Below are 22502 nucleotides of genomic sequence, written 5' to 3'. Positions count from 1 at the left end.
AGCGCTTTTCATTGCTGCCCGCCGTGTCAGTGGATGCGCATTATAGGGATGCGAAGAATTAACGCAAGCACTTTTTGAAGGTTTTTTTGATTATTTTCAAATTAGTACAATAACCATACAAATAAAGGGCTACAGAGGGGTTTTAGCTCAAAAAGCAGTCATTTATGTGAGGATAAAATGGCATAGAAAAAGCGACATACATTAAATTAGCTATGTCGCTTTTTATTTTTATAAGGCGGATTAGTTAGTAGAAATTTCCCAAACAGCGATTGAACCCGAAATTTCATTACCAACAACTAGCAATGCTTCATTCGTTGCACTTTGTTCTGCAGGTATAAATGCCATACCTTCAGGAGCAAGATCACCTGTTATATCTGCATCAGCTTCTAGGCCACGATTAAAAAAGTAATCTTGGAATGTCACATTGTATGGATTAGTAATATCAAACACCATAATGCCACCCATACGCTCTAAACCAATAAATGCAAATGTACGTTCGCCAATCGTACCCAGTGCTAACGCTTCTGGTTCTGCACCTTTGTCATCAGAGCGACTATCACCGTTATTTTCATCTTCGTTATTATTGAATGCTGCTCCGTGAACTGATGCAGTAATGCGTGAGATTTGATCGCCAGAGTCAAAAACCACCATGCCGTTACTATCCCAAATGGTAAAAGAGCGGGCACCATATGCATAGAGTGATTCATATTCGCCATTATTATCTTCATCACCTTTAACTGTGGTCACTTTTAAACGGCCAATATCACTGTTGTCATTGTTCAGGTAGTCAAAATTGCTTGCCAGTGTTAAGTCTTTAGCTCTGGTTTCATCTATATATGATAAACAACCATCATCTTCATCGTAATCAAGACCACCTTTTGCTAAACAATCAGCTTCGTCGGTTGTATCAAAGAAGTATTCTCGTGCATCACCTTCGTTCGCTGTGACAATAAAGTTAGCACCTTTCCAGGTAAAGCTTGAAATAGTATCTGGTTGATACATGCCATAGAGACCAGGGTACGATTTAAAGTTAACGCCACCGTCTTTATCTGATGCATCAAAAAGTAAATTAGACCAATCCTTAAATCCTAAGCCTTTAAGCTCTAGGCTATTATCTTCAAGATTGACGATAGCAAGGGCGTTATTTTCTTGTAGTGACACGTAGGCAAACTTATTGTCTTTCGAAACGCTGATGTATTCAGGTTCTAAATCCATAGCTACGGTTGTATTAATCAAGTTACCGTTGATTGTTCGACCTGTCGGGTTAGCAAATACAATCCCAAGTTCTTCAAGCTCTGCTTGTTTGTCGTTATAAGCTGAAAAAGTAAGGCTAATAGCAGTATCTGCAATTACACCATTATTGATATTAATAATGCTGATAGAGCCTTCAGGGTCAATACTGTAATCACCATTAGGTTCGCCTTCATTTGCAACCAATACTTTATTGCCATCATGGCTAAAAGTAACCATGTCGGGCAGGGCACCTACAGTGACATTTTTAATAAACTGAGGCTCGTCGCCACTAATATCATAAAATGCGATTAAACCAGTATCACCGGTATTACTTGCAGCCATTGCAACGGCTAAAAGTTCATTATTAGCATCAATAGCGATACTGTTTGCATCGCCCACACTGTGCTCATTAAGTGCAAGGGTAATCTCTGAGCTTAAATTAGTGCCGTTTATTACCCCTTCGTTATCTTTAACTAAAGCTGCACGGTCAAAGCTATCGGCTTTCATGATATTAACGACCGCAGAATCACCGGAACTATTGATAGCAAATATTCGTTGTTTAGATGCTTGGTAAGCAACAATTTCCGCAGCACCTTCAGGGCTTTCTGCGTTCAGCACTGCACGGCCGATAAGATTTATAGTTAAAGCAGCGTTTGCATCTGTACCGTTTGCTCCGTCATTTCCGTTTGTACCATCGGTGCCATTTACCCCATCAGTTCCATTAGTACCATTTTGACCTGCAGGACCTTGTTCACCTTGTAGGCCGTCTTTGCCGTCGTCACCGTCTAATGAGCAGCCAGAAAGAATGGTTAAAAGTGATAGCGCAATAATTGATCTTTTTAACATTATTATTTTTCCTTGGAGTTGTATTGAGGCAATTACAACACGCAGGCATTACAACTATATGGCACTTTTATGAGAACAAAATTTAGTCATAAAAAAAGCGAGTATAAACTCGCTTTTTATTTATAAATTAGTAGGGTAGCTCATTACTTTTTAGTTGGGCGCTTCCAACCAGTAAGGTTACGTTGTTTACCACGAGCGACTGCAAGCTGATCATCTTCAACAGTATTAGTGATAACAGAGCCTGCTCCAATCGTTGCCATTGAGCCAATATTAACAGGGGCCACCAGTGATGAATTAGAACCGATAAAGGCGTTATCTCCAATAATGGTTTTTGATTTATTTACGCCATCATAGTTACAAGTAATAGTACCTGCGCCAATATTAACTTTTTCGCCAACTTCAGTGTCGCCTAGGTAGGTTAGGTGGTTTGCTTTTGAGCCTTTGCCTAAGCGAGTCTTTTTCATCTCAACGAAGTTACCAATGTGCGAGTCTTCTTCCATAATCGCACCAGGGCGAAGGCGGGCATATGGGCCTAAAGTACATTTAGCAGCAACACTGGCTTCTTCAACTAGTGAGTTAGCTTTAATAACAACGTTATCGCCGATAGTACAATCTTTAAGTACGCAATTTGGCCCAATTTGTACGTTATTACCCAGAGTTACTTTACCTTCGAAAATAACATTAACGTCTATCAGTACGTCTTCGCCAGTCGTTACTTCACCACGTACATCAATACGAGCAGGATCAGCAAGTGTTGCGCCGTTTAGCATTAGCTCTTCTGCTTGCCATGCTTGGTATGCACGTTCAAGCGCTGAAAGTTGTACGCGATTATTAGCACCTTCAACTTCCATCGGATGCTCAGGCTGTGCAGAGGTAATTTCAACCCCTTCACTGTGTGCCATAGCAACAATGTCTGTTAGGTAGTATTCACCTTGGGCATTGTTGTTAGATAGGTTACCTAACCAACGTTTAAGTAGCGCACCATTAGCAGCCATAATACCGGTATTGATTTCTTTAATCGCAAGTTGCTCAGGTGAAGCGTCTTTTTGTTCAACAATACCTACTAGCTTGCCATTTTCACGGATCATTCGACCATAACCTGATGGGTCATCTAAGGTAACCGTTAATACTGCTAAGCCTTTTTCTGGAGTCGCAGCAAGTAGCTTTTCTAAGCTCGCGCGTTTTGTTAGTGGTACATCACCATAGAGAATTAATACGGTGTCATCATCGGCAATGTGTTCTTTAGCAACAGCAACAGCATGACCCGTACCGAGTTGTTCTTCTTGTAATACCCAGTTTACTTGGTTGTGCGATAGGGCTTCTTGAAGCTGCTCACGGCCATGACCATAAACAAGATTTGTTTCACGAGCGCCAAGGGCAGTGGCATTATCAATAACGTGCTGAACCATAGGTTTGCCAGCAACTTTGTGTAATACCTTAGGTAGAGCAGAGCGCATACGGGTGCCTTTACCCGCAGCGAGAATAACGGTAGTCAGAGACATTAAAACAATATCCTTCTTTCTTTGTTTTAGTGGGACGTAATGAATTTAGCTATAAACATGCAAAGTTGCGCAAGTCACATCATGTGCAAATACTCAATCCTAGCTTGAAGGAAAGAACCTTGTATAAAAGCTTAGCTCATTATCAATTAACACATTGTAGCGGGGAAAAGTGCAGGTTATAAGTACAATGATCAGAATAGGGTATAAAACAGTGAATTTTAGACACAAAAAAGCCCACATTAAGTGGGCTTTTCGAAAACCGAGTAGGCTTACTTTTTACGTAATTGTTGAATTACGCGAAGTTGAGCGATTGCTTCAGCAAGTTGCACTGCAGCTTGTTGATAATCTAACTCAGCAGTTGACGTATTCGCCATTTGCTCTTCAGCATCACGTTTAGCTTTTTCAGCCGCTTGCTCGTCTAGGTCTTCACCACGTACTGCAGTATCTGCAAGAATCGTGATGCGATCCGGTTGAACTTCTAGCGTGCCGCCAGCAATATACATCACGTCTTCGTGACCAAATTGCTTAACTAAACGTACCATACCAGGTTTTAGGGCAGTTAATAATGGAGCGTGACCATAGTTAACACCAAGGTCACCTTCACTACCACTCACTTGAATCGATTCAACCAGACCAGAGAACAAGCTCTCTTCTGCGCTTACTACGTCAAGATGTACAGTCATAGCCGCCATACTACCCTCCTAATTACATGCTTTTGGCTTTTTCTTGAGCTTCTTCAATAGAGCCAACCATGTAGAACGCTTGCTCTGGCATATCATCAAACTCACCGTTTAAGATACCTTTGAAGCCAGCAATTGTGTCTTTAAGTGACACGTATTTACCAGGCGCGCCTGTGAATACCTCAGCAACGAAGAACGGCTGAGATAGGAAACGCTGGATTTTACGTGCACGAGATACAACTTGCTTATCTTCGTCAGAAAGCTCGTCCATACCTAGGATTGCGATGATGTCTTTAAGTTCTTTATAACGTTGAAGAACTGTTTGAACGCCACGCGCTGTATCGTAGTGCTCTTGACCGATTACTAGTGGGTCAAGTTGACGTGAAGATGAATCAAGTGGGTCTACCGCAGGGTAGATACCAAGTGAAGCGATATCACGAGAAAGTACTACTGTTGCATCTAAGTGAGCAAACGTTGTTGCTGGAGATGGGTCAGTTAAGTCATCCGCAGGTACGTATACCGCTTGGATTGAAGTGATTGAACCCGTCTTAGTAGATGCGATACGCTCTTGAAGTACACCCATTTCTTCAGCAAGAGTTGGTTGGTAACCTACTGCTGAAGGCATACGACCTAGAAGTGCTGATACCTCTGTACCCGCTAGAGTATAACGGTAGATGTTATCAACGAAGAAAAGAACGTCACGACCTTCGTCACGGAACTTCTCAGCCATAGTAAGACCAGTTAACGCTACGCGTAAACGGTTACCCGGTGGCTCATTCATTTGACCGTATACTAGAGATACTTTGTCTAGTACGTTTGAGTCGTTCATCTCATGGTAGAAGTCATTACCCTCACGAGTACGCTCACCAACACCTGCGAATACTGAGTAACCGCTGTGCTCGATTGCGATGTTACGGATAAGTTCCATCATGTTTACGGTTTTACCAACACCGGCACCACCGAATAGACCAACTTTACCACCTTTAGCGAATGGACATACAAGGTCGATTACCTTGATACCAGTCTCTAAAAGTTCTACTGAACTTGATTGTTCTTCATAAGAAGGTGCTGCACGGTGAATAGACATACGCTCTTCTTCACCAATTGGACCAGCTTCATCAATAGGGTTACCTAAAACGTCCATGATACGACCTAGTGTCTTCGTACCTACTGGAACGTGGATTGGCTGACCTGTACCTTCTACTGCAGTACCACGACGTAAACCGTCAGTAGTACCAAGTGCGATACCACGTACCACACCGCCACCTAGCTGTTGTTGAACTTCTAAAGTTAAACCAGCTAAGTCGCCATCTGTTACTTTTAGTGCGTCATATACGGCTGGCACGTTGTCTTGTGGAAATTCGATATCCACAACGGCGCCGATAATTTGGACGACCTTACCTAAACTCATGTCTATTCCTCTCATTAAACTTTGCCGAAGCGTTAAACTGCTGCCGAACCGCCAACAATCTCACTAATTTCTTGTGTGATTGCAGCTTGACGAGCCTTGTTATAAACAAGCTGTAACTCATCCATAAGGTCGCCAGCGTTATCAGTTGCAGCTTTCATTGCAACCATACGGGCAGCCTGTTCAGAGGCAGCGTTCTCAACTACACCTTGGTATACTTGAGACTCAATAAAGCGTACTAACAGAGCTTCTAAAATCGCTTCTGGGTTTGGCTCATATAAGTAATCCCAAGAATGTTGAGATACTTCTTCTTCAGCTTTTGGCAAAGGGAGTAACTGATCGATTGTTGGCTCTTGCTTCATAGTATTAACGAACTTGTTAAATACTACGTATAAGCGGTCAATTTTACCTTCAGAGTATGCATCTAGCATTGTCTTTACAGGACCAATAACGTCTTGTAGTGAAGGTGTATCTCCTAAGTTCGCTTTTTTAGCGACTAACTTACCGCCAAAACGTTGGAAAAAGCCAGCTGCTTTGCTACCTAAAGTAGTAAATTCAGCTTCAACGCCTTTTTCTTTCCACGCTTTAACATCTAGGGCAACTTTTTTGAACTCGTTTGAGTTCAAGCCACCACATAGACCACGGTCAGTAGAGATAACAATATAACCAACTCGTTTTACTTCACGCTCTTCTAAGAAAGGGTGAGTAAAATCAAGATTTGCTTGAGCAACACGACCAATCACTTGGCGTAAGTTTTCAGCGTATGGACGGCTTGACGCCACACGTTCCTGCGCTTTTTTCATTTTAGACGCAGCAACCATTTCCATTGCGCTGGTGATCTTTTGAGTATTCTTGATACTCCCGATCTTGCTTTTAATCTCTTTTCCGCTGGCCATGACTCTCTCTCCGAATCAGGTGGGCTTTAGTTGCCTAAAGCTCACCATTCATAACTAAATTACCAAGTTTGCGTCGACTTGAACTTCTCTAGAAGTTCTTTAAGTTGAGCTTCAATCTCAGCGTTGTAGTTACCAGTTTCATTGATTTGAGCCATTAGCTCTGCGTATGTGCTGTTTGCATAAGAAATTAGGCCAGCTTCGAAATCCATGATTTTCGCGATTTCGATGTCTTTTAGGTAGCCTTTTTCAGCAGCAAATAGCGACAGAGACATTTCAGCAACAGACATTGGTGCGTACTGTTTCTGCTTCATTAGCTCTGTTACGCGCTCACCATGCTCTAATTGAGCACGTGTTGCATCGTCAAGGTCAGACGCGAACTGCGAGAACGCAGCTAATTCACGGTACTGAGCTAACGCTAGACGGATACCACCACCTAGTTTCTTAACGATTTTAGTTTGCGCTGCACCACCAACACGAGATACCGAGATACCAGCGTTAACAGCTGGACGGATACCTGAGTTGAATAAGTCAGTTTCTAAGAAGATCTGACCATCGGTGATAGAGATAACGTTTGTCGGTACGAACGCAGAAACGTCGCCGCCTTGAGTTTCAATGATTGGCAATGCCGTCAATGAACCTGTTTTACCTTTCACTTCACCATTAGTGAACTTCTCAACGTAATCAGCGTTTACACGTGATGCACGCTCTAGAAGACGTGAGTGAAGGTAGAATACGTCACCTGGGTATGCTTCACGGCCTGGTGGACGCTTAAGTAGTAATGAGATTTGACGGTAAGCAACAGCTTGCTTAGATAAATCATCATATACGATTAGCGCGTCTTCACCACGGTCACGGAAGTATTCACCCATAGTACAACCAGAGAATGGTGCTAGGTACTGAAGTGCCGCAGATTCAGAAGCAGATGCAACAACAACAATCGTGTTTTCTAATGCACCGTGCTCTTCTAATTTACGTACTACGTTAGCGATAGTAGATGCTTTTTGACCAACTGCAACGTACACACACTTAACGCCTGTACCTTTTTGGTTGATGATAGCATCGATTGCTAATGCAGTTTTACCAGTTTGGCGGTCACCGATCACAAGCTCACGTTGACCACGACCTACTGGGATCATCGCATCGATAGATTTATAACCAGTTTGTACTGGCTCATCTACTGATTGACGTTCGATAACGCCTGGTGCGATTTTCTCAACAGGTTCAAAACCGTCGTTATCTAAAGCGCCTTTACCGTCGATAGGTGCACCTAGTGTGTTAACAACACGACCAAGTAGACCACGACCAACAGGAACCTCTAGGATACGACCAGTTGATTTAACTTTTACGCCTTCTTTAAGGTCAGCGTAAGGACCCATTACTACAGCACCTACTGAGTCACGCTCAAGGTTTAGTGCGATAGCATAACGGTTGCCAGGAAGCTCGATCATCTCACCTTGCATACAGTCAGCAAGACCGTGGATGCGGATGATACCGTCAGTAACAGATACGATAGTACCTTCGTTACGAGCTTCACTTACAACTTCGAACTGCTCAATACGTTGTTTGATCAGATCTGAAATTTCAGTGGAATTAAGTTGCATGCTCTTTTTCCCAATTACGATTGTAGTGATGTAGCTAAGCGGGCTAATTTGCCACGTACTGAGCCGTCGATTACAGTGTCACCCGCCTTAATGATAAGACCGCCAACAACTGTAGTATCTTCACTACAATTCAGCTTAACTTTGCGTGCGAAACGTTTTTCAAGTGCCGCTACCAATGTTGCTTGCTGCTCAGCAGCAAGCGGTGTTGCAGAAATCACGTCAACGTCGATTTCTTTGTCGTAGTCCGCTTTAAATTCAGCGAATAACTCAGCAACAGCAGGCAGTGCAACTAAACGTCCATTTTCAGCCATCACCTTGATTAGGTTCTGACCTTGTTCGTTGAGCTGCTCTGCACAGATCTTGATAAACAGATCTGCTTGTTCAGTAGCAGTAGGCAATCCAGCTAGCGCGGCAGCGGCTTGCTCGTTGCTGGCAACGTGGCCAGCAAAGAACAGCATGTCGTTCCAACTTTCAACAGTGCCTTTTTCAACGGCAAGTTCAAAAGCCGCTTTAGCGTATGGGCGAGCGATAGTAGCCAATTCAGACATGCTCATACCCTCCTAATTACAGCTCAGCGACAAGTTTTTCAACGATGTCACTGTGTGCGGCTTGATTGATTTCGCGCTCTAAAATCTTCTCAGCACCAACCACTGCCAGCGTCGCTACTTGTTTACGTAGTTCTTCTGTTACACGGTTACGCTCTGCTTCGATTTCAGAGTGCCCTTGAGCAATAATTTTTTCACGCTCTTGTTGACCACGAACAGTTTCTTCGTCAACGATTAGCGTGGCACGCTTTTTAGCTTGTTCAATGATATCAGCCGCTTGAGCTTTTGCCTCTTTAAGCTGCTCAGCAGCTTTCTTTTGCGCAAGTTCTAAGTCTTTTTCGGCTCTATCAGAGGCAGCTAAACCATCTTCGATTTTCTTCTGGCGAGCTTCAATTGCACCATTTAGTGGTGGCCATACGTATTTCATACAGAAAAGTACGAAAACCGTAAATGCAATTAATTCACCGATAAGAGTGGCTGTTAAGTTCACGACCGCTCCTCCTTAAAATAGTAAGCTGTTCAAAAAATAATATTAAAGTACGAACAACAATACCATTGCGATACCAACACCGATCATAGCTACGGCATCGATTAGACCAGCAAGGATGAACATCTTAACTTGTAATGAAGGTGCAAGTTCAGGTTGACGAGCACAAGCTTCTAGGAATTTACCACCCATGTTACCGAAGCCGATTGCAGTACCGATTGCACCGAAGCCGATAAGTAGAGCAACAGCGATATACTTAAGACCTAATACTAGTTCCATTTTTTTCTCCAAAGTTTCAATTGTAAATTAAAATTAAATTTTAAAAGTGTAAAAAATTAGTGATTATCTGAGCTTGCCATGCTTAGGTATACGATTGTAAGCATCATGAATACGAATGCTTGCAGTACGATTACTAAGATGTGGAATACAGCCCAAATAAAGTGCAACGGTAGTTGCATTAAACCAACTGCGCCGATCAAGATGAAAATCAACTCACCAGCATATAAGTTACCGAATAAACGCAGTGCTAACGAGAACGGCTTAGCAACTAAAGCGATTGTTTCTAGTAATAAGTTACATGGGATTAAGAACACCATTGCTAGCTTGTTATTAGAGCTAAACGGGTGAAGCGTTAATTCAGCTAAGAATCCGCCAATCCCTTTGATTTTGATTGCGTAACCGATCATCAGAATGAATACACCAATAGCAAGTGCAGCAGTCATGTTGATGTCTGTTGTAGGTACAATCTTCATGTAAACGTCGTGAGAATCCATACCAAATGCTTGCTCGCCAACGAAGCCAGCGAATGCAGGTAGGAAATCAACCGGAATCAAGTCCATTAAGTTCATTAAGAACACCCAAACGAAAATCGTTAGAGCTAATGGAGCGATTAATGCGCTTTTACCGTGGTATGTGTCACGTACGTTGTCGCCAACGAACTCAACAATCATTTCAATGAAACACTGAAATTTACCAGGTACACCGGTATTTGCTTTCTTAGCGGCACTACGGAAGATCCATAAAAATACAAGACCTAGACCGATTGACCATGCGAGGGTATCTATATTCCATGTCCAGAAACCACTGTCTGCACACGCTTTGTTGAAGGCAAGACCAGCGTCGGTCGAGCACATCTTAGCGTTAGTTAAGTGGTGCTGAATATGGCTTGATAGAGTTACTTCTTCTGCAGCCATGTTATATCCCAAAAGTTAATGATTAAAAAAAACGGGCGCAAACAATCCGCTAAATAACACCAATACATAAACACAGAAAAACGGTAATAAAACGACCGTGTAAGACTTCAGTATCAGTGCAAACAAAACGATTGTTAGCATAAATTTTAATCCGTTGCCGCGCTTTAGCGAGGCATACACTTGATTTACTCGACTTGCACCCATATAACGGAATGCATAGACAGCAAATACAAAATTAGGGAGTAGTGCAACAGCTCCGCCAGCAAGCGCTGACTGGCCGGCATTGACTCCCCAACCTATAAAAACAATTACTGCAGCGATTAATGCTACGATACCCTGAAGACAAATTAATTTAAATGCGGCAAGCCTATACGGCCTTGCTAACCTATTAGTCACGTTTTGTTAACCTTTAGAACGTTAAATTGTCAGGGTATGAAAACTGGCGAAATTATACTGATTCCTACCAGTTTTGCAACTTGAGTCGACCCTTTGTAGTGCAAAAACACCACAAATGTCTCTTTTTGGACATGTTATTAATTAATGACGGGAATAGTCTTAATTTATACGGCTTAAAATGCCATCCAACTCATCAAGAGTTGTATAAGAGATAACCAGTTTGCCTTTGCCTTTTTTATTGTAGTTTATTTCTACTTTGGCGCCTAAATTTTCAGCAAGTTTTTGTTCTAACTGTTTGACATCCGGATCTTTTTCTTGCACTTCTTTTTTCGGAGCTGGTTCTAAGATAGAGCGAACTAATTTTTCAGTTTCACGAACAGTCAACGCTTTAGCAACGGCTAATCTAGCAGCATCTGACTGCGCTTCGCCTTCAAGTGCCAATAAACAACGTGCATGACCCATTTCGATGTCGCCATGCTCTAACAAAATTTTAACATCTTCGTTAAGATTATTTAGACGTAGTAAATTAGTCACAGTCGTACGCGATTTACCAACAGCTTCGGCGACTTGTTGATGAGTGAGTTCAAATTCGTTAAGTAAACGATTCAATGCAATCGCTTCTTCCATCGCGTTTAGGTCTTCACGTTGGATATTTTCAATCAATGCGATTGCAACGGCGGCTTCATCTGGTACATCTTTGATGATACATGGAACAGCATCTAATTTTGCAAGTTGAGCAGCACGCCAACGACGTTCACCAGCAATAATTTCATATTTGTCTGCACCAATTTGGCGCACAACAATTGGCTGAATGATGCCTTGAGCACGAATTGAGCTGGCTAACTCTTCTAGCGCTTCTTCAGACATGTCTTTACGCGGTTGATATTTACCCGATTGTAAAAACTCAATCGCTAATTTTTGCAGCTCACCTTTGCTTTGCTCTGCAACAACTTCAGAGACTTGCTCTGGTGTTGCTGTCGCTTGTTGCTGATTATTTGCACTTGGGGCAGGTTTTGATGAACTTAATAAAGCGTCGAGTCCTCGGCCTAAACCGCGTTTTTTAGCAGACATGTTATTTTTTTACCTCGAAGTTAGGCTACTGCTGAAGATGTTTTCTCTTTTCTACGTAACATTTCGCCGGCTAGGGCTAAGTAAGCTTTAGCACCACTTGATGCACGGTCATAATACATGGCAGGGGCACCAAAACTCGGCGCTTCTGCTAAACGGACATTACGTGGGATAACGGTACGATATACTTTATCGCCAAAATGTTGTTTGAGTTGTTCTGATACATCATTTGCAAGGCGATTGCGCGGATCATACATGGTGCGCAAAATCCCTTCAATTGTTAACGCTGGATTTACTAGCTTAGATAGCTGCGTAATGGTATCCATTAATGCCGTTAAACCTTCAAGGGCATAATACTCACATTGCATCGGAACTAAAATCGAATCTGCGGCAGCCATTGCATTAACAGTAAGCATGTTAAGTGAAGGCGGGCAGTCGATAAAAATGAAATCGTATTGATCTTGAATTTGTTCAAGCGCATTACGTAAACGCACTTCACGAGCAAACAATTCCATTAGTTTAACTTCAGCGGCAGTCACATCGCCATTAGCAGCAATTAAGTGATACTCACCTGAGGTTTCTTTATTGATCACTTCATCGATTGGTGTTTCTTCAATCAATAAATCGTAAATAGTCGCAACATCACCGTATTTATCGACACCACTACCCATGGTAGCGTTTCCTTGCGGATCAAGATCGATTAATAACACTTTACGCTTCGTCGCGGCCATCGATGCCGCGAGATTCACAGCGGTGGTTGTTTTACCAACACCACCTTTTTGGTTTGCTAATGCGATGACTTTTGCCACAGTGCTCTGATCCCTAGTCTTTAGATAGAATGATTAGATGTCTTTGCGCATCTAACTCAGGTACTTCCAAGCTGATTTTTTCATCAAACTTAATACCTTTAGGTAATGAGTCTAGTTCTTCGCTTGGAAATACGCCTTTTAAGGCGATAAATTTACCTGAATGATCAATCAAGTGCGCACACCAGTCAACCATATCTTGTAAAGAGGCGAATGCACGACTTAATACACCATCTAATTTAACACTTGGTTGATATTCTTCAACTCTAGACTGCACTGGGGTTACATTTTCAAGACCAAGTGCATGTTTTACCTGCATCAAAAAGCGCACGCGTTTACCTAAACTATCTAACAATACAAATTGTGTATCAGGTAAAGCGATGGCTAATACGATACCCGGTAAACCAGGACCCGTACCTACATCAATGTAATGTTTGCCTTTAAGGTGTGGTGCAACAACTAAGCTATCCATAATATGTTTAACCATCATTTCTTCAGGTAAACGAACAGAGGTTAAGTTATACGCTTTGTTCCACTTGTCTAATAATTCAACATATTGCACAAGTTGTTGTTGCTGTTTTTCTGTTAGCGCAATATCAGTTTGCGCTAACAGCGAAGTTAATTGTTGTTGTAACACTGTATTCCTCACCAACTACGCAGTCTTGCGCAGTAAGCCTTGCTTTTTCAGATAGACTAATAATAGCGAAATAGCAGCAGGGGTGATACCTGAAATACGTGACGCTTGGCCAATTGTATCTGGACGACTATCAGTAAGCTTTGCGATAACCTCATTTGATAAACCAGAAACAGTTGAATAATCAAAGTCTTTTGGTAATACAGTTTGTTCATGACGTAGCTGCTTATTGATCTCATCTTGCTGACGAGCAATATAGCCTGCGTACTTAGTATGGATCTCAACTTGCTCAAGTGCAGCTTGGTTATCAAACTCAGAACCTAAACCATCGATCGCCATTAAGTCGTTATAACGAATTTCAGGACGGCGGATCAGATCTTCAAGGCTCGCTTCACGAGTCAGTGGTGTTTTTAATAATGCATTTACTTGATCAACAGCAACGTGATCTTTGTGGATCCATGTTTCTTTTAAACGTTGCGTTTCTTTTTCGATGATTTCCATTTTTTCGTTAAAGGCAGCCCAACGAGCATCGTCAACTAAGCCAAGTTCACGGCCTTTCTCAGTTAAACGAATGTCGGCATTATCTTCACGAAGTAATAAACGGTATTCAGCACGGCTAGTAAACATACGGTACGGTTCTTTAGTACCTAATGTTGCTAGGTCGTCAATGAGTACACCTGTGTATGCTTCATCACGACGAGGTGTCCAAGACTCTTTACCTTGTACTTGTAATGCGGCGTTCATACCCGCAATTAAACCTTGTGCGCCTGCTTCTTCGTAACCGGTTGTACCATTGATTTGGCCTGCGAAGAATAAACCATTAATAAACTTAGTTTCTAATGATTGCTTTAAGTCGCGCGGATCAAAGAAGTCATACTCAATCGCATAACCAGGACGACAAATATGTGCATTTTCAAAACCAGTGATTGATTGCACAATTTCAAGCTGTACATCAAACGGTAAGCTCGTTGAAATACCATTTGGATATAATTCGTATGATGTTAAACCTTCAGGCTCAACAAAGATTTGATGTTTGTCTTTATCAGCAAAACGCACGATCTTATCTTCGATTGAAGGGCAGTAACGTGGACCAATACCTTCAATTACACCTGAATACATAGGTGAGCGATGTAAGTTATTGCGGATCACATCATGTGTTTTTTCATTTGTATAAGTGATGTAACACGGGATCTGCTGTGGGTGATCCGATTGTTTACCCATAAATGAGAATACAGGCGTAGGGGTATCACCAGGCTGTTCTTGCATCTTGCTAAAATCAACAGTTCGCGCATCAATACGAGGAGGCGTGCCTGTTTTTAAGCGATCAACACGGAAAGGTAATTCACGTAATCGCTCTGCAAGTGCAATTGAAGGTGGATCACCGGCACGACCACCTTTGAAGTTCTCTAAACCAATATGGATCTGACCACCTAAGAAAGTACCTACGGTAAGAACCACAGAAGGCGCACTAAAACGAAGACCCATTTGCGTTACAACACCGATTACTCGATCACCTTCAACGATTAGATCGTCACATGATTGTTGGAAGATCTTTAAGTTTTCTTGATGTTGTAAAGTGTGTTGAATAGCTGCTTTATACAAAGCACGGTCAGCTTGTGCACGCGTAGCACGTACTGCAGGGCCTTTAGATGAGTTTAAAGTACGAAATTGAATACCGCCTTTATCAATAGCCTGAGCCATTGCACCACCAAGAGCATCGATCTCTTTAACTAAATGGCCTTTACCAATACCGCCAATTGCCGGGTTACAAGACATTTGACCAAGGGTATCCATATTATGAGTTAGCAATAGGGTATTCATGCCCATGCGAGCAGATGCTAATGCAGCTTCAGTACCTGCATGTCCACCACCTACAACAATAACATCAAAACGTTCGTGAAAAATCATTTATGGGATCCTACTTAATCGACCAGCAAAACTTTGTAAAGGGAGCGTATTCTACCTAGAAATTTAGAGAAGATAAATGATTAAACAGTGCTCAAGATCTAAGTGGGTGATCTCTAATAATATAAAGGATCTTTTAAAGAGATCTTTTATTACTCTTACTACTAGTAACGGCTAGATCTGTTGATAATGTTTGCTTTACTATTTAAAACATGATCTTAACGCAGATCTAAAGGTGTTAATATGATCGGATCTTCCCGCGTAAAAGCTTTGATCAAAAGGGGTATTTATACACAGGGCAATATCGATTGGATCTTATCCAAGGGATAAACTAGGTTAAAATCGCAGTTAGATCAGTGTTTATCCACAATCCGATCTAAATTATCAGTAAATTGTGGGTAACTTTTATAACAACGATCAACACCGATCGGCTTAATTGAGCCCTGCTGATTCGATCCAGCTTGGTAACCAGGCTAATGCCGTGTCTTCTGGCAATGCTTCATCAAGAATATTTAGCTCTAAGCGTTCTGCCACGCGGTTTGCGCCTTTATTAGCTAATAACTCATCTAGATTACGGCCTGCATAGTTATAGGTGTCGTAACTAGTGTCACCTAATCCGATCACACTGTAGTTTAATCCTTTAAGATCAGCCTGTTGGTTAATAGACTCAACAAATGGCAGTAGGTTCTCTGGGTAGTCTCCCGCGCCGTATGTAGAAGTACATAACAACCAAATAGTATCTTGCTGATCAATATCATCAAATACAGGCTGTTCATGAAGCTGCACTTGGATCCCTTGTTGTTCAAGGGCTTCTGCTAGTTGCTCTGCCACGTATTCTGCAGATCCCATTTGGCTGCCAACGATGATATTTACTGATTGCATGTGATTGATCATGTATAGAAATAAGTGGCCACATGATAACTAAGTTAGGGTGTGAGTAAAGCGTTGAATTACGATCTGAATAAGTTTTTCTGCTTAAAATGACAGCTTTAATTCATTGTTTTTTATAATCTACTGTTTTTAATAGTTTTTTATATTTATTCATAAATTAAACCCTTTGATCAAGCTGTTAATAAATTTGGGGAAAGTTCTGATCAAGCTAAATATTGGAAACTGTATAACTTTGCTAAGTTGTTGATCTTTAATTATGTGTAAGCGCTTAATTTTTCAGATCTGATAAAAATAGTGAGTATGATCGTTTTGTGGATAGATCGCTTGTTGATAACGATCGGTTTGCAATTTGCGATCAATAAAATAGATCGGAAAAAACTTAAATAAGCGCTAATAAAGGCTGTTTTTAAGAAAATTAGTTATCAAAAAGGGCTGTTGTATGAAAATAAATTCAAATTTCCGCGTTTTTTTATGATCAAATCAGCCTTTAGATCTAAAAAAGCCCCAAATGTGGATAACATTTTTAGCTAAATTCGATCTTAAAAGCTGTTTTGATCTAATTTTTAGCTCGCTAAGTTAGTTTTCGATCTGAGTTAAACTGGTTTTTATCGTATTACCGACTAGATCATAGAGTGAATTACCCAATGAAAACCGTTTTGCACCACCAGCGAAAGCGGCTTTTGCTGAGTTAAAATTGCTCATTGCCATCACATTTAATGGCATATCTATTGTGTTAGCTAAGCTGGTTATGTGCTCTATGTTAGTTAAGCCGGGCACAAACAGACCGTCTGCACCTGCATCTTGATACGCTTTCGCACGCTCTAATGTTGCTTGAAAAGGGGAGTCACTAACAAAGTAGGTATCGGTTCTGGCGTTTATAAATAAACCACCGAAGCCATTTTCGTTAAGTGCTTTTTTTATCTCACTAATAATAGTGCATTGTTGTTCGATAGATCTCAGTGCATTAGTGTCTTTATCTGAGTCCTCTATGTTGATGCCTACAACTCCTAATCTTGCTAACGCCAAAACGTTTTCGCTAATTTGCAGCGGATCATTACTGTAGCCTGACTCTAAATCCACAGAGAGTGGAATATGAAGGTGTTCGGTTAAGCTTTTAGCTAGTGCTAATTGAGTTTTAAAAGAAATGTTTTCACCATCAGCTAACCCTAAACTTGCCGCAATACCCCAGCTGGTTGTTGCTACTGCTTTAGCTCCCGCAGCTTGGATGAATTGTGCTGAACTAAGATCCCACGCATTAGCGAGTACAAAGCCCCCATGCTGGTGGTGTAATTGGTGAAAGAGTTGATATTTGTCCATGATGTCCTCCGTTTAATGACATCGCTAGACTAATTGATATGAGGTTAATTACTGGCTGGTTTCGGCCCTGAACCGATAATTGCTTACTGGACTAAAAACAAAAAAGAGTCGCAAGACTCTTTTTTATAATATTGATGACCGGAATTTATTTACCGATACAGAACGAACTAAAGATTTTCCCTAGTAGGTCATCAGAGGTAAATTCACCTGTTATCTCATTTAAGAACTGTTGAGTTAGGCGTAATTCTTCAGCCAAGATCTCACCGGCAATATGCATCTCTAGTTGCTCTTTACCTGTGTTTAAATGATAGGCTGCATGATCAAGTGCATCTAAGTGACGACGGCGTGCCATGAATCCACCTTCTGTGGCACCTTGAAAACCTATACATGCCTTTAAGTGAGTACGAACTAACTCTATACCCTCAGCATTTTTGGCGCTTAAACGGATCACCGGATATTGATCATGTTCATCCATACCGACATTTTCACCGGAAATATCGGCTTTATTTCGGATCACAGTAACACCCATCCCCTCTGGTAACTTGGCCATAAACTCTGGCCAAATATCATGAGGATCAGTGGCTGATGTGTCTGTGCCGTCTAACATAAATAGTACGCGATCGGCTTGGTTAATTTCATCCCATGCGCGTTCAATACCAATTTGCTCTACTTTATCTGGGCTTTCACGCAGGCCTGCGGTATCAATAATATGTAGTGGCATACCATCAATGTGGATATGTTCGCGTAATACGTCACGTGTTGTACCAGCTATTTCGGTAACGATGGCTGCATCACGGCCAGCTAACGCATTAAGTAGGCTTGATTTACCTGCGTTAGGGCGACCCGCAATAACAACACGCATACCTTCACGCATGATGCTACCTTGTTTAGCTTGCTGAGTTACATTCTCTAACTGATCAATAATGGCATTGAGATCTGTTGATACTTTACCGTCTGATAAAAAGTCGATTTCTTCATCAGGAAAATCAATTGCAGCTTCAACATACATACGTAGGTGAATGACTTTCTCCACCAGCGTTTCAATATGTTTAGAGAATTCACCTTGCAGTGATTGGAGGGCGCTTTTTGCTGCCTGTTCACTGGTTGCATTAATTAAATCGGCAATTGCCTCTGCTTGAGTTAAATCAAGCTTATCATTCATAAATGCGCGCTCAGAGAACTCACCTGGTTTTGCTAAACGTACACCGTCAATTTGGCTAATTTCTTTTAATAGCATATCTAATACGACAGGGCCGCCGTGACCTTGTAGTTCTAGTACGTCTTCGCCGGTAAATGAATTTGGCCCTTGGAAGTAAATAGCAATACCTTGGTCAAGCTGTTCACCGCTCAAGCTCTTAAATGGTACATAGTCTGCGTAACGTGTTTTAGGACAACGGCCAATAATCTGTTCTGCCACTGTTTTAGCTAAGCTGCCAGAGACGCGAATAATACCAACCCCACCACGTCCTGGTGCGGTCGCTTGTGCTGCAATTGTGTCTTGATTAATCATGCGATGAAATAATGCCAATAAAAGAATGAATGCTGGCTCTATTGTAACCTATGGCTTAATTTCATGCGAATAGCTGTTTGAGTAATGAAGTAGCAAAAGTTTGATGTAAGTAATACTTTATTTAGCTTTAATTAATAATAAACGACCATTGCAAATGATAATTATATTCATTACCATGTTGCGCATTCTAAATCTTATCGTTTTTTATTATGCGTCTTTCTGCTGTTTTTATTGCACTTGCTGCTGGTTTTTCGGGCGTTGCCCATGCTCAAACTGAAGTGACTACTTCTGATCAAAGTGATTCTAAAGAACTCGAAAAAATAGAAGTTGTTGGCCGTGCGTTTTCTTTATATCGCCCAACCGAGTCTAGCTTTGCTACTCGTACCAATACACCTTTAGAGAAAATTCCTCAGTCAATTCAAATTTTGCCGCAGGAGCTGATCAGTGATCAGGCTGCTCGCCAAATTACCGACCTTTATAGCAATATAGCTGGTGTTAATGCCTTTAGTTATTCAGGCGTGACATTCCGTGGCTTTCGCCAAGATGAGATTTTATATGATGGTGTAAAGGGCGACCCTTTCAATGGCTTTGCTGTACCGCAATTATTTAATATTGAACAAGTTGCGGTTTTAAAAGGACCTGCTGGCGCTATATACGGTAGTGGTAATCCGGGTGGTATTATTAACTATGTAACTAAGAAGCCTAAATTCACCAGTGAACATAGTATTGAAGTTGAAGTAGGTAATGATGACTTCTTCAGTGGTGCATTAGAAAGCACTGGAACATTGAGTGAATCACTTGATAATCATGCTTACCGTGTTGGTCTTTACCGTGATACTGAAAAGCCATTCCGTGCTAATACTAGCAGCGATAATACCATTGTTGATCTTGGTTATACGTGGCTTATCAACAGTGCAACCGAATTGACCACTCAGTATACCTATATAGAGCAAGAGTTGGGTGGGGCACGTTTACGTGGTGTACCTGCTGATGATAATGGCAATTTTTTAACTGATATTAGCTGGAATCATAACGAGGCGACAGACTTTCAAAATGTTGAAGCCCATGTCTATCAGGCAACTTTAAAACATGAGTTTAATGATGTTTGGCGCACAGATGTCACAGCACGTTATTTTGATAACAAAGAAGTGCAAAACTACCATGAACCAAGAGGCCTCGTTGATACAGATGACGACGGTATTGTTGATTGGAGCCATCGTGAGTTTCGTGATCAAGTACGTGAGAACGAAGGCTTTAGCTTAACAGCTAATGCGATTGCAGAATTTATAGTTGCAGACATGCAGCATCAAGTGCTGTTTGGTAGTGATTGGTATGAACATGATTTTGAAAGCGTCTACCGTACAGCTACGCAACAAAGTAAAGGTGGCCCAGTACCAGGACTTGATCTTAACAACCCTGAGTATGGTTTAACCTCTGCAGATGATTATGATCTTGATAGTATTACCCCACGGCTTGGTAAAACGAATAGCACCCGCTTTGGTGCTTACTTGCAAGATCAACTAGATATCACCGCTAATTGGAGTGTGACAGCTGGCTTAAGGTATGATCGTTTTGAAGATAAAGATCTGTTAAATCAAACCGAGTTTTCTGATAGCGACTTAACCTACCGTATTGGTACCAGCTATAATATTAATAATATGTTCTTCCCTTATGCGCTACATGGCACTGGCTTTGTGCCGCAAAGTGCGAGTAATCAAGAAACAGCAAAGGGCGGTCCGTTCTCGCCGGAGACTAGCCGCATTAACGAGTTAGGTTTAAGAACCAAGCTATTAGCAGACACACTTGCTGTTAATATGGCTGTGTACGATATTGTCCGCGAAAACATCCTGCAGCCTAGCTTATTAGGTGATGTTGCAGGTGACGGCGTTGATGACTTAGTTGCTGTTGGTGAAGTACAAAGTAAGGGCTTTGAACTTGAAGTGGTTGGTGACATCACTGAGCGCTGGGTAGTTACTGCAAGCTACGCTTATAATGATACCCGTATAACTAAAGCCAACGACAGCATTCGTAACCAAATTCCAGATAGCGATAAATTTGCTAACGCGCCGCAAAATACCCTAGGTATATGGACACGCTATGAGCTACCTAGCTTATCGTCATCTATTTCTGCTGGCTTAGATTATGTTGATGAACAGCTTAGTTTAGGTGGTCAACGTGTTAAACCTTACACTGTTTACAACATGGCGTGGCAAACAACCGTTGATAACTGGCAATGGCAGCTATCAGTTAAGAACCTATTTGATAAAGAATACGCAAGCAGTGGCTTTATCGAGCGAACAGGGCACTTTCCTGGTGAGCCACGCCGTGTCTATTTAAGTGCTAAATACAGTTTTTAATGGTGGCGTGTGAACGCTAAAAGTTGGTTTAACTTACATTCTTGGGCAGGACTCTTCGTTGGAGTCCTGCTTTTTGTTACCTGTGTATCGGGAACACTCGCTACGTTAAGTCATGAACTCGAGTACTTAACAGACGCTAAATACCGTGCTTTAACTTCTTCTGCTTCGACTAACTACCCAGCTCTCGAAAACACTCTTAATAAGCATTATCCGCAAGCTCAGTTACTTTATATCCAACGTCATAAGCAAGATTACCTTGCCATTGAAGCGGCTCTTAAAGTCGGTGATTCATTTCGCTTTGTTTATTTAGATGCTGCAACGGGTCGCTTACTAGGTGAAGGAGAGTGGGCGCGGATATCGCGGTTTTTACGTAACTGGCATATGAACTTGTCGATGGGCTGGATGGGTAAACTAATCGTCACCAGTTTGAGTATTTTACTCGTTATTTTATTGGTCTCGAGTTTTTATGTGTATCGGCGCTGGTGGCAAGGCTTTATGAAAAAGCCTGCTGCGCTAAGCCTAGATAAACGTAGTAGTTGGTCTGATTGGCATAAGCTGTTAGGGCTTTGGAGTTTATGGTTTATTGCTGTGATGGCCATCACAGGGATTTGGTATCTGGTAGAACATGGGCTGCAAACCGCGAAGGTACCTCACTATGTCTCTAGTCCACCAGCCGTGAGTGAGTTTAAGAAACAAAGCCCTCGCAAAGATCTATCGCCAATTAGTTTAGCTACAGCTTATACAGCTGCTCAACAGGCATTTCCTAGCCTTGATATTCGCTATATTCGTTATCCTAATAAAGCGGAACAGCCTATTGAAGTACGTGGTTATAACGATGATATTTTACTACGCCTTCGTGCTAACCGGGTTTATTTAAAACCAAGTTCCGGTGAAGTTCTAGGCATACAAAAAGGGGAAGAACTCAACCTGCTTCCACGAATTAAAGACACCGCTGATCCGCTGCACTTTGGTAACTTTGCAGGAATTGGTACCAAGCTTATTTGGGGGCTATTTGGTGCATTGATGAGCTTTGTAAGCGCTGCTGGCATCTATATGAGTTGGCTTAGGGTTAAGCGTAAATCAACGGCTGTAAAGTGGCTTGGTTTATCTGGGGTGGTTGCAATCGGTTTGGTAGTTGCTTCGTTACTAACAACAAGTTTGAGCTTTACTGAACGCAGTGTGCCCAATCAAGTTTATTCTCCTATTCTCGGTTAGTTTTTTTTCAGG

Annotated in this window: 20 protein-coding genes; 2 read left to right on the top strand and 18 right to left on the bottom strand. The window is 41.7% G+C overall.

Annotated features, from left to right (window positions below; genetic code table 11):
- Nucleotides 1-240: 240 nt before the first annotated feature.
- The 18 genes from EXT43_RS00620 to mnmE form a co-directional block, all read right to left on the bottom strand.
- A complete protein-coding gene (locus tag EXT43_RS00620; RefSeq protein WP_130166145.1) occupies nucleotides 241-2079 on the bottom strand; it encodes a choice-of-anchor I family protein in 1839 nt (612 codons plus the stop codon).
- Between the two features lie 143 nt (nucleotides 2080-2222).
- Nucleotides 2223-3581 (bottom strand): bifunctional UDP-N-acetylglucosamine diphosphorylase/glucosamine-1-phosphate N-acetyltransferase GlmU, encoded by a 1359-nt coding sequence (gene glmU / locus EXT43_RS00615; protein ID WP_130166144.1) that lies wholly within the window; start codon nucleotides 3579-3581, stop codon nucleotides 2223-2225.
- Between the two features lie 269 nt (nucleotides 3582-3850).
- The gene (locus EXT43_RS00610) at nucleotides 3851-4273 is read right to left on the bottom strand and encodes a F0F1 ATP synthase subunit epsilon (RefSeq protein WP_054554812.1); all 423 of its coding nucleotides are present in this window, start codon (nucleotides 4271-4273) and stop codon (nucleotides 3851-3853) included.
- A gap of 13 nt (nucleotides 4274-4286) precedes the next feature.
- On the bottom strand, nucleotides 4287-5672 hold the full coding sequence (gene atpD / locus EXT43_RS00605) for a F0F1 ATP synthase subunit beta (RefSeq protein WP_054554811.1): 1386 nt from the start codon (nucleotides 5670-5672) through the stop codon (nucleotides 4287-4289).
- Between the two features lie 32 nt (nucleotides 5673-5704).
- Complete coding sequence (atpG, locus tag EXT43_RS00600) at nucleotides 5705-6565, bottom strand: F0F1 ATP synthase subunit gamma (RefSeq protein ID WP_054554810.1); 861 nt, start codon at nucleotides 6563-6565, stop codon at nucleotides 5705-5707.
- A 59-nt stretch (nucleotides 6566-6624) separates the two neighbouring features.
- On the bottom strand, nucleotides 6625-8166 hold the full coding sequence (atpA, locus tag EXT43_RS00595) for a F0F1 ATP synthase subunit alpha (RefSeq protein WP_054554809.1): 1542 nt from the start codon (nucleotides 8164-8166) through the stop codon (nucleotides 6625-6627).
- 14 nt (nucleotides 8167-8180) lie between these two features.
- The gene (gene atpH / locus EXT43_RS00590; RefSeq protein WP_054554808.1) at nucleotides 8181-8714 is read right to left on the bottom strand and encodes a F0F1 ATP synthase subunit delta; all 534 of its coding nucleotides are present in this window, start codon (nucleotides 8712-8714) and stop codon (nucleotides 8181-8183) included.
- Between the two features lie 16 nt (nucleotides 8715-8730).
- Nucleotides 8731-9201: a F0F1 ATP synthase subunit B gene (atpF, locus tag EXT43_RS00585; protein ID WP_054554807.1), complete on the bottom strand. Its 471-nt coding sequence runs from the start codon at nucleotides 9199-9201 to the stop codon at nucleotides 8731-8733.
- Nucleotides 9202-9243: 42 nt separating this feature from the next.
- Nucleotides 9244-9477 (bottom strand): F0F1 ATP synthase subunit C, encoded by a 234-nt coding sequence (atpE, locus tag EXT43_RS00580; RefSeq protein ID WP_004335261.1) that lies wholly within the window; start codon nucleotides 9475-9477, stop codon nucleotides 9244-9246.
- A gap of 56 nt (nucleotides 9478-9533) precedes the next feature.
- Nucleotides 9534-10391: a F0F1 ATP synthase subunit A gene (atpB, locus tag EXT43_RS00575; protein ID WP_054554806.1), complete on the bottom strand. Its 858-nt coding sequence runs from the start codon at nucleotides 10389-10391 to the stop codon at nucleotides 9534-9536.
- A 15-nt stretch (nucleotides 10392-10406) separates the two neighbouring features.
- Nucleotides 10407-10787: an ATP synthase subunit I gene (locus EXT43_RS00570; RefSeq protein ID WP_054554805.1), complete on the bottom strand. Its 381-nt coding sequence runs from the start codon at nucleotides 10785-10787 to the stop codon at nucleotides 10407-10409.
- Nucleotides 10788-10946: 159 nt separating this feature from the next.
- The gene (locus EXT43_RS00565) at nucleotides 10947-11858 is read right to left on the bottom strand and encodes a ParB/RepB/Spo0J family partition protein (RefSeq protein ID WP_054554804.1); all 912 of its coding nucleotides are present in this window, start codon (nucleotides 11856-11858) and stop codon (nucleotides 10947-10949) included.
- A 20-nt stretch (nucleotides 11859-11878) separates the two neighbouring features.
- Nucleotides 11879-12664: a ParA family protein gene (locus EXT43_RS00560; RefSeq protein ID WP_054554803.1), complete on the bottom strand. Its 786-nt coding sequence runs from the start codon at nucleotides 12662-12664 to the stop codon at nucleotides 11879-11881.
- Between the two features lie 13 nt (nucleotides 12665-12677).
- Complete coding sequence (gene rsmG / locus EXT43_RS00555; protein ID WP_054554802.1) at nucleotides 12678-13298, bottom strand: 16S rRNA (guanine(527)-N(7))-methyltransferase RsmG; 621 nt, start codon at nucleotides 13296-13298, stop codon at nucleotides 12678-12680.
- 15 nt (nucleotides 13299-13313) lie between these two features.
- Nucleotides 13314-15203 carry a tRNA uridine-5-carboxymethylaminomethyl(34) synthesis enzyme MnmG gene (gene mnmG, locus EXT43_RS00550; protein ID WP_054554801.1) on the bottom strand — a complete coding sequence of 630 codons (1890 nt, stop codon included), beginning with the start codon at nucleotides 15201-15203 and terminating at the stop codon, nucleotides 13314-13316.
- A 429-nt stretch (nucleotides 15204-15632) separates the two neighbouring features.
- A complete protein-coding gene (mioC, locus tag EXT43_RS00545; RefSeq protein WP_054554800.1) occupies nucleotides 15633-16082 on the bottom strand; it encodes an FMN-binding protein MioC in 450 nt (149 codons plus the stop codon).
- Between the two features lie 585 nt (nucleotides 16083-16667).
- Entirely contained in the window at nucleotides 16668-17408 is a 741-nt protein-coding gene (locus EXT43_RS00540) for an isocitrate lyase/phosphoenolpyruvate mutase family protein (protein WP_062564596.1), read from the bottom strand.
- A gap of 145 nt (nucleotides 17409-17553) precedes the next feature.
- Nucleotides 17554-18918 carry a tRNA uridine-5-carboxymethylaminomethyl(34) synthesis GTPase MnmE gene (mnmE, locus tag EXT43_RS00535; RefSeq protein ID WP_130166143.1) on the bottom strand — a complete coding sequence of 455 codons (1365 nt, stop codon included), beginning with the start codon at nucleotides 18916-18918 and terminating at the stop codon, nucleotides 17554-17556.
- A 209-nt stretch (nucleotides 18919-19127) separates the two neighbouring features.
- Between mnmE and EXT43_RS00530 the strand changes: the two genes are divergently transcribed.
- Nucleotides 19128-21275 (top strand): TonB-dependent siderophore receptor, encoded by a 2148-nt coding sequence (locus tag EXT43_RS00530; RefSeq protein WP_130166142.1) that lies wholly within the window; start codon nucleotides 19128-19130, stop codon nucleotides 21273-21275.
- Nucleotides 21276-21284: 9 nt separating this feature from the next.
- The gene (locus tag EXT43_RS00525; RefSeq protein WP_062564599.1) at nucleotides 21285-22490 is read left to right on the top strand and encodes a PepSY-associated TM helix domain-containing protein; all 1206 of its coding nucleotides are present in this window, start codon (nucleotides 21285-21287) and stop codon (nucleotides 22488-22490) included.
- Nucleotides 22491-22502: the final 12 nt, after the last annotated feature.

This window comes from Pseudoalteromonas sp. CO109Y, from assembly GCF_004208935.1.
Taxonomy (GTDB): Bacteria; Pseudomonadota; Gammaproteobacteria; order Enterobacterales; family Alteromonadaceae; genus Pseudoalteromonas; species Pseudoalteromonas shioyasakiensis.
Note: the sequence above shows the minus strand (reverse complement) of the source record. Positions and strands in the feature narration are given on the sequence as shown.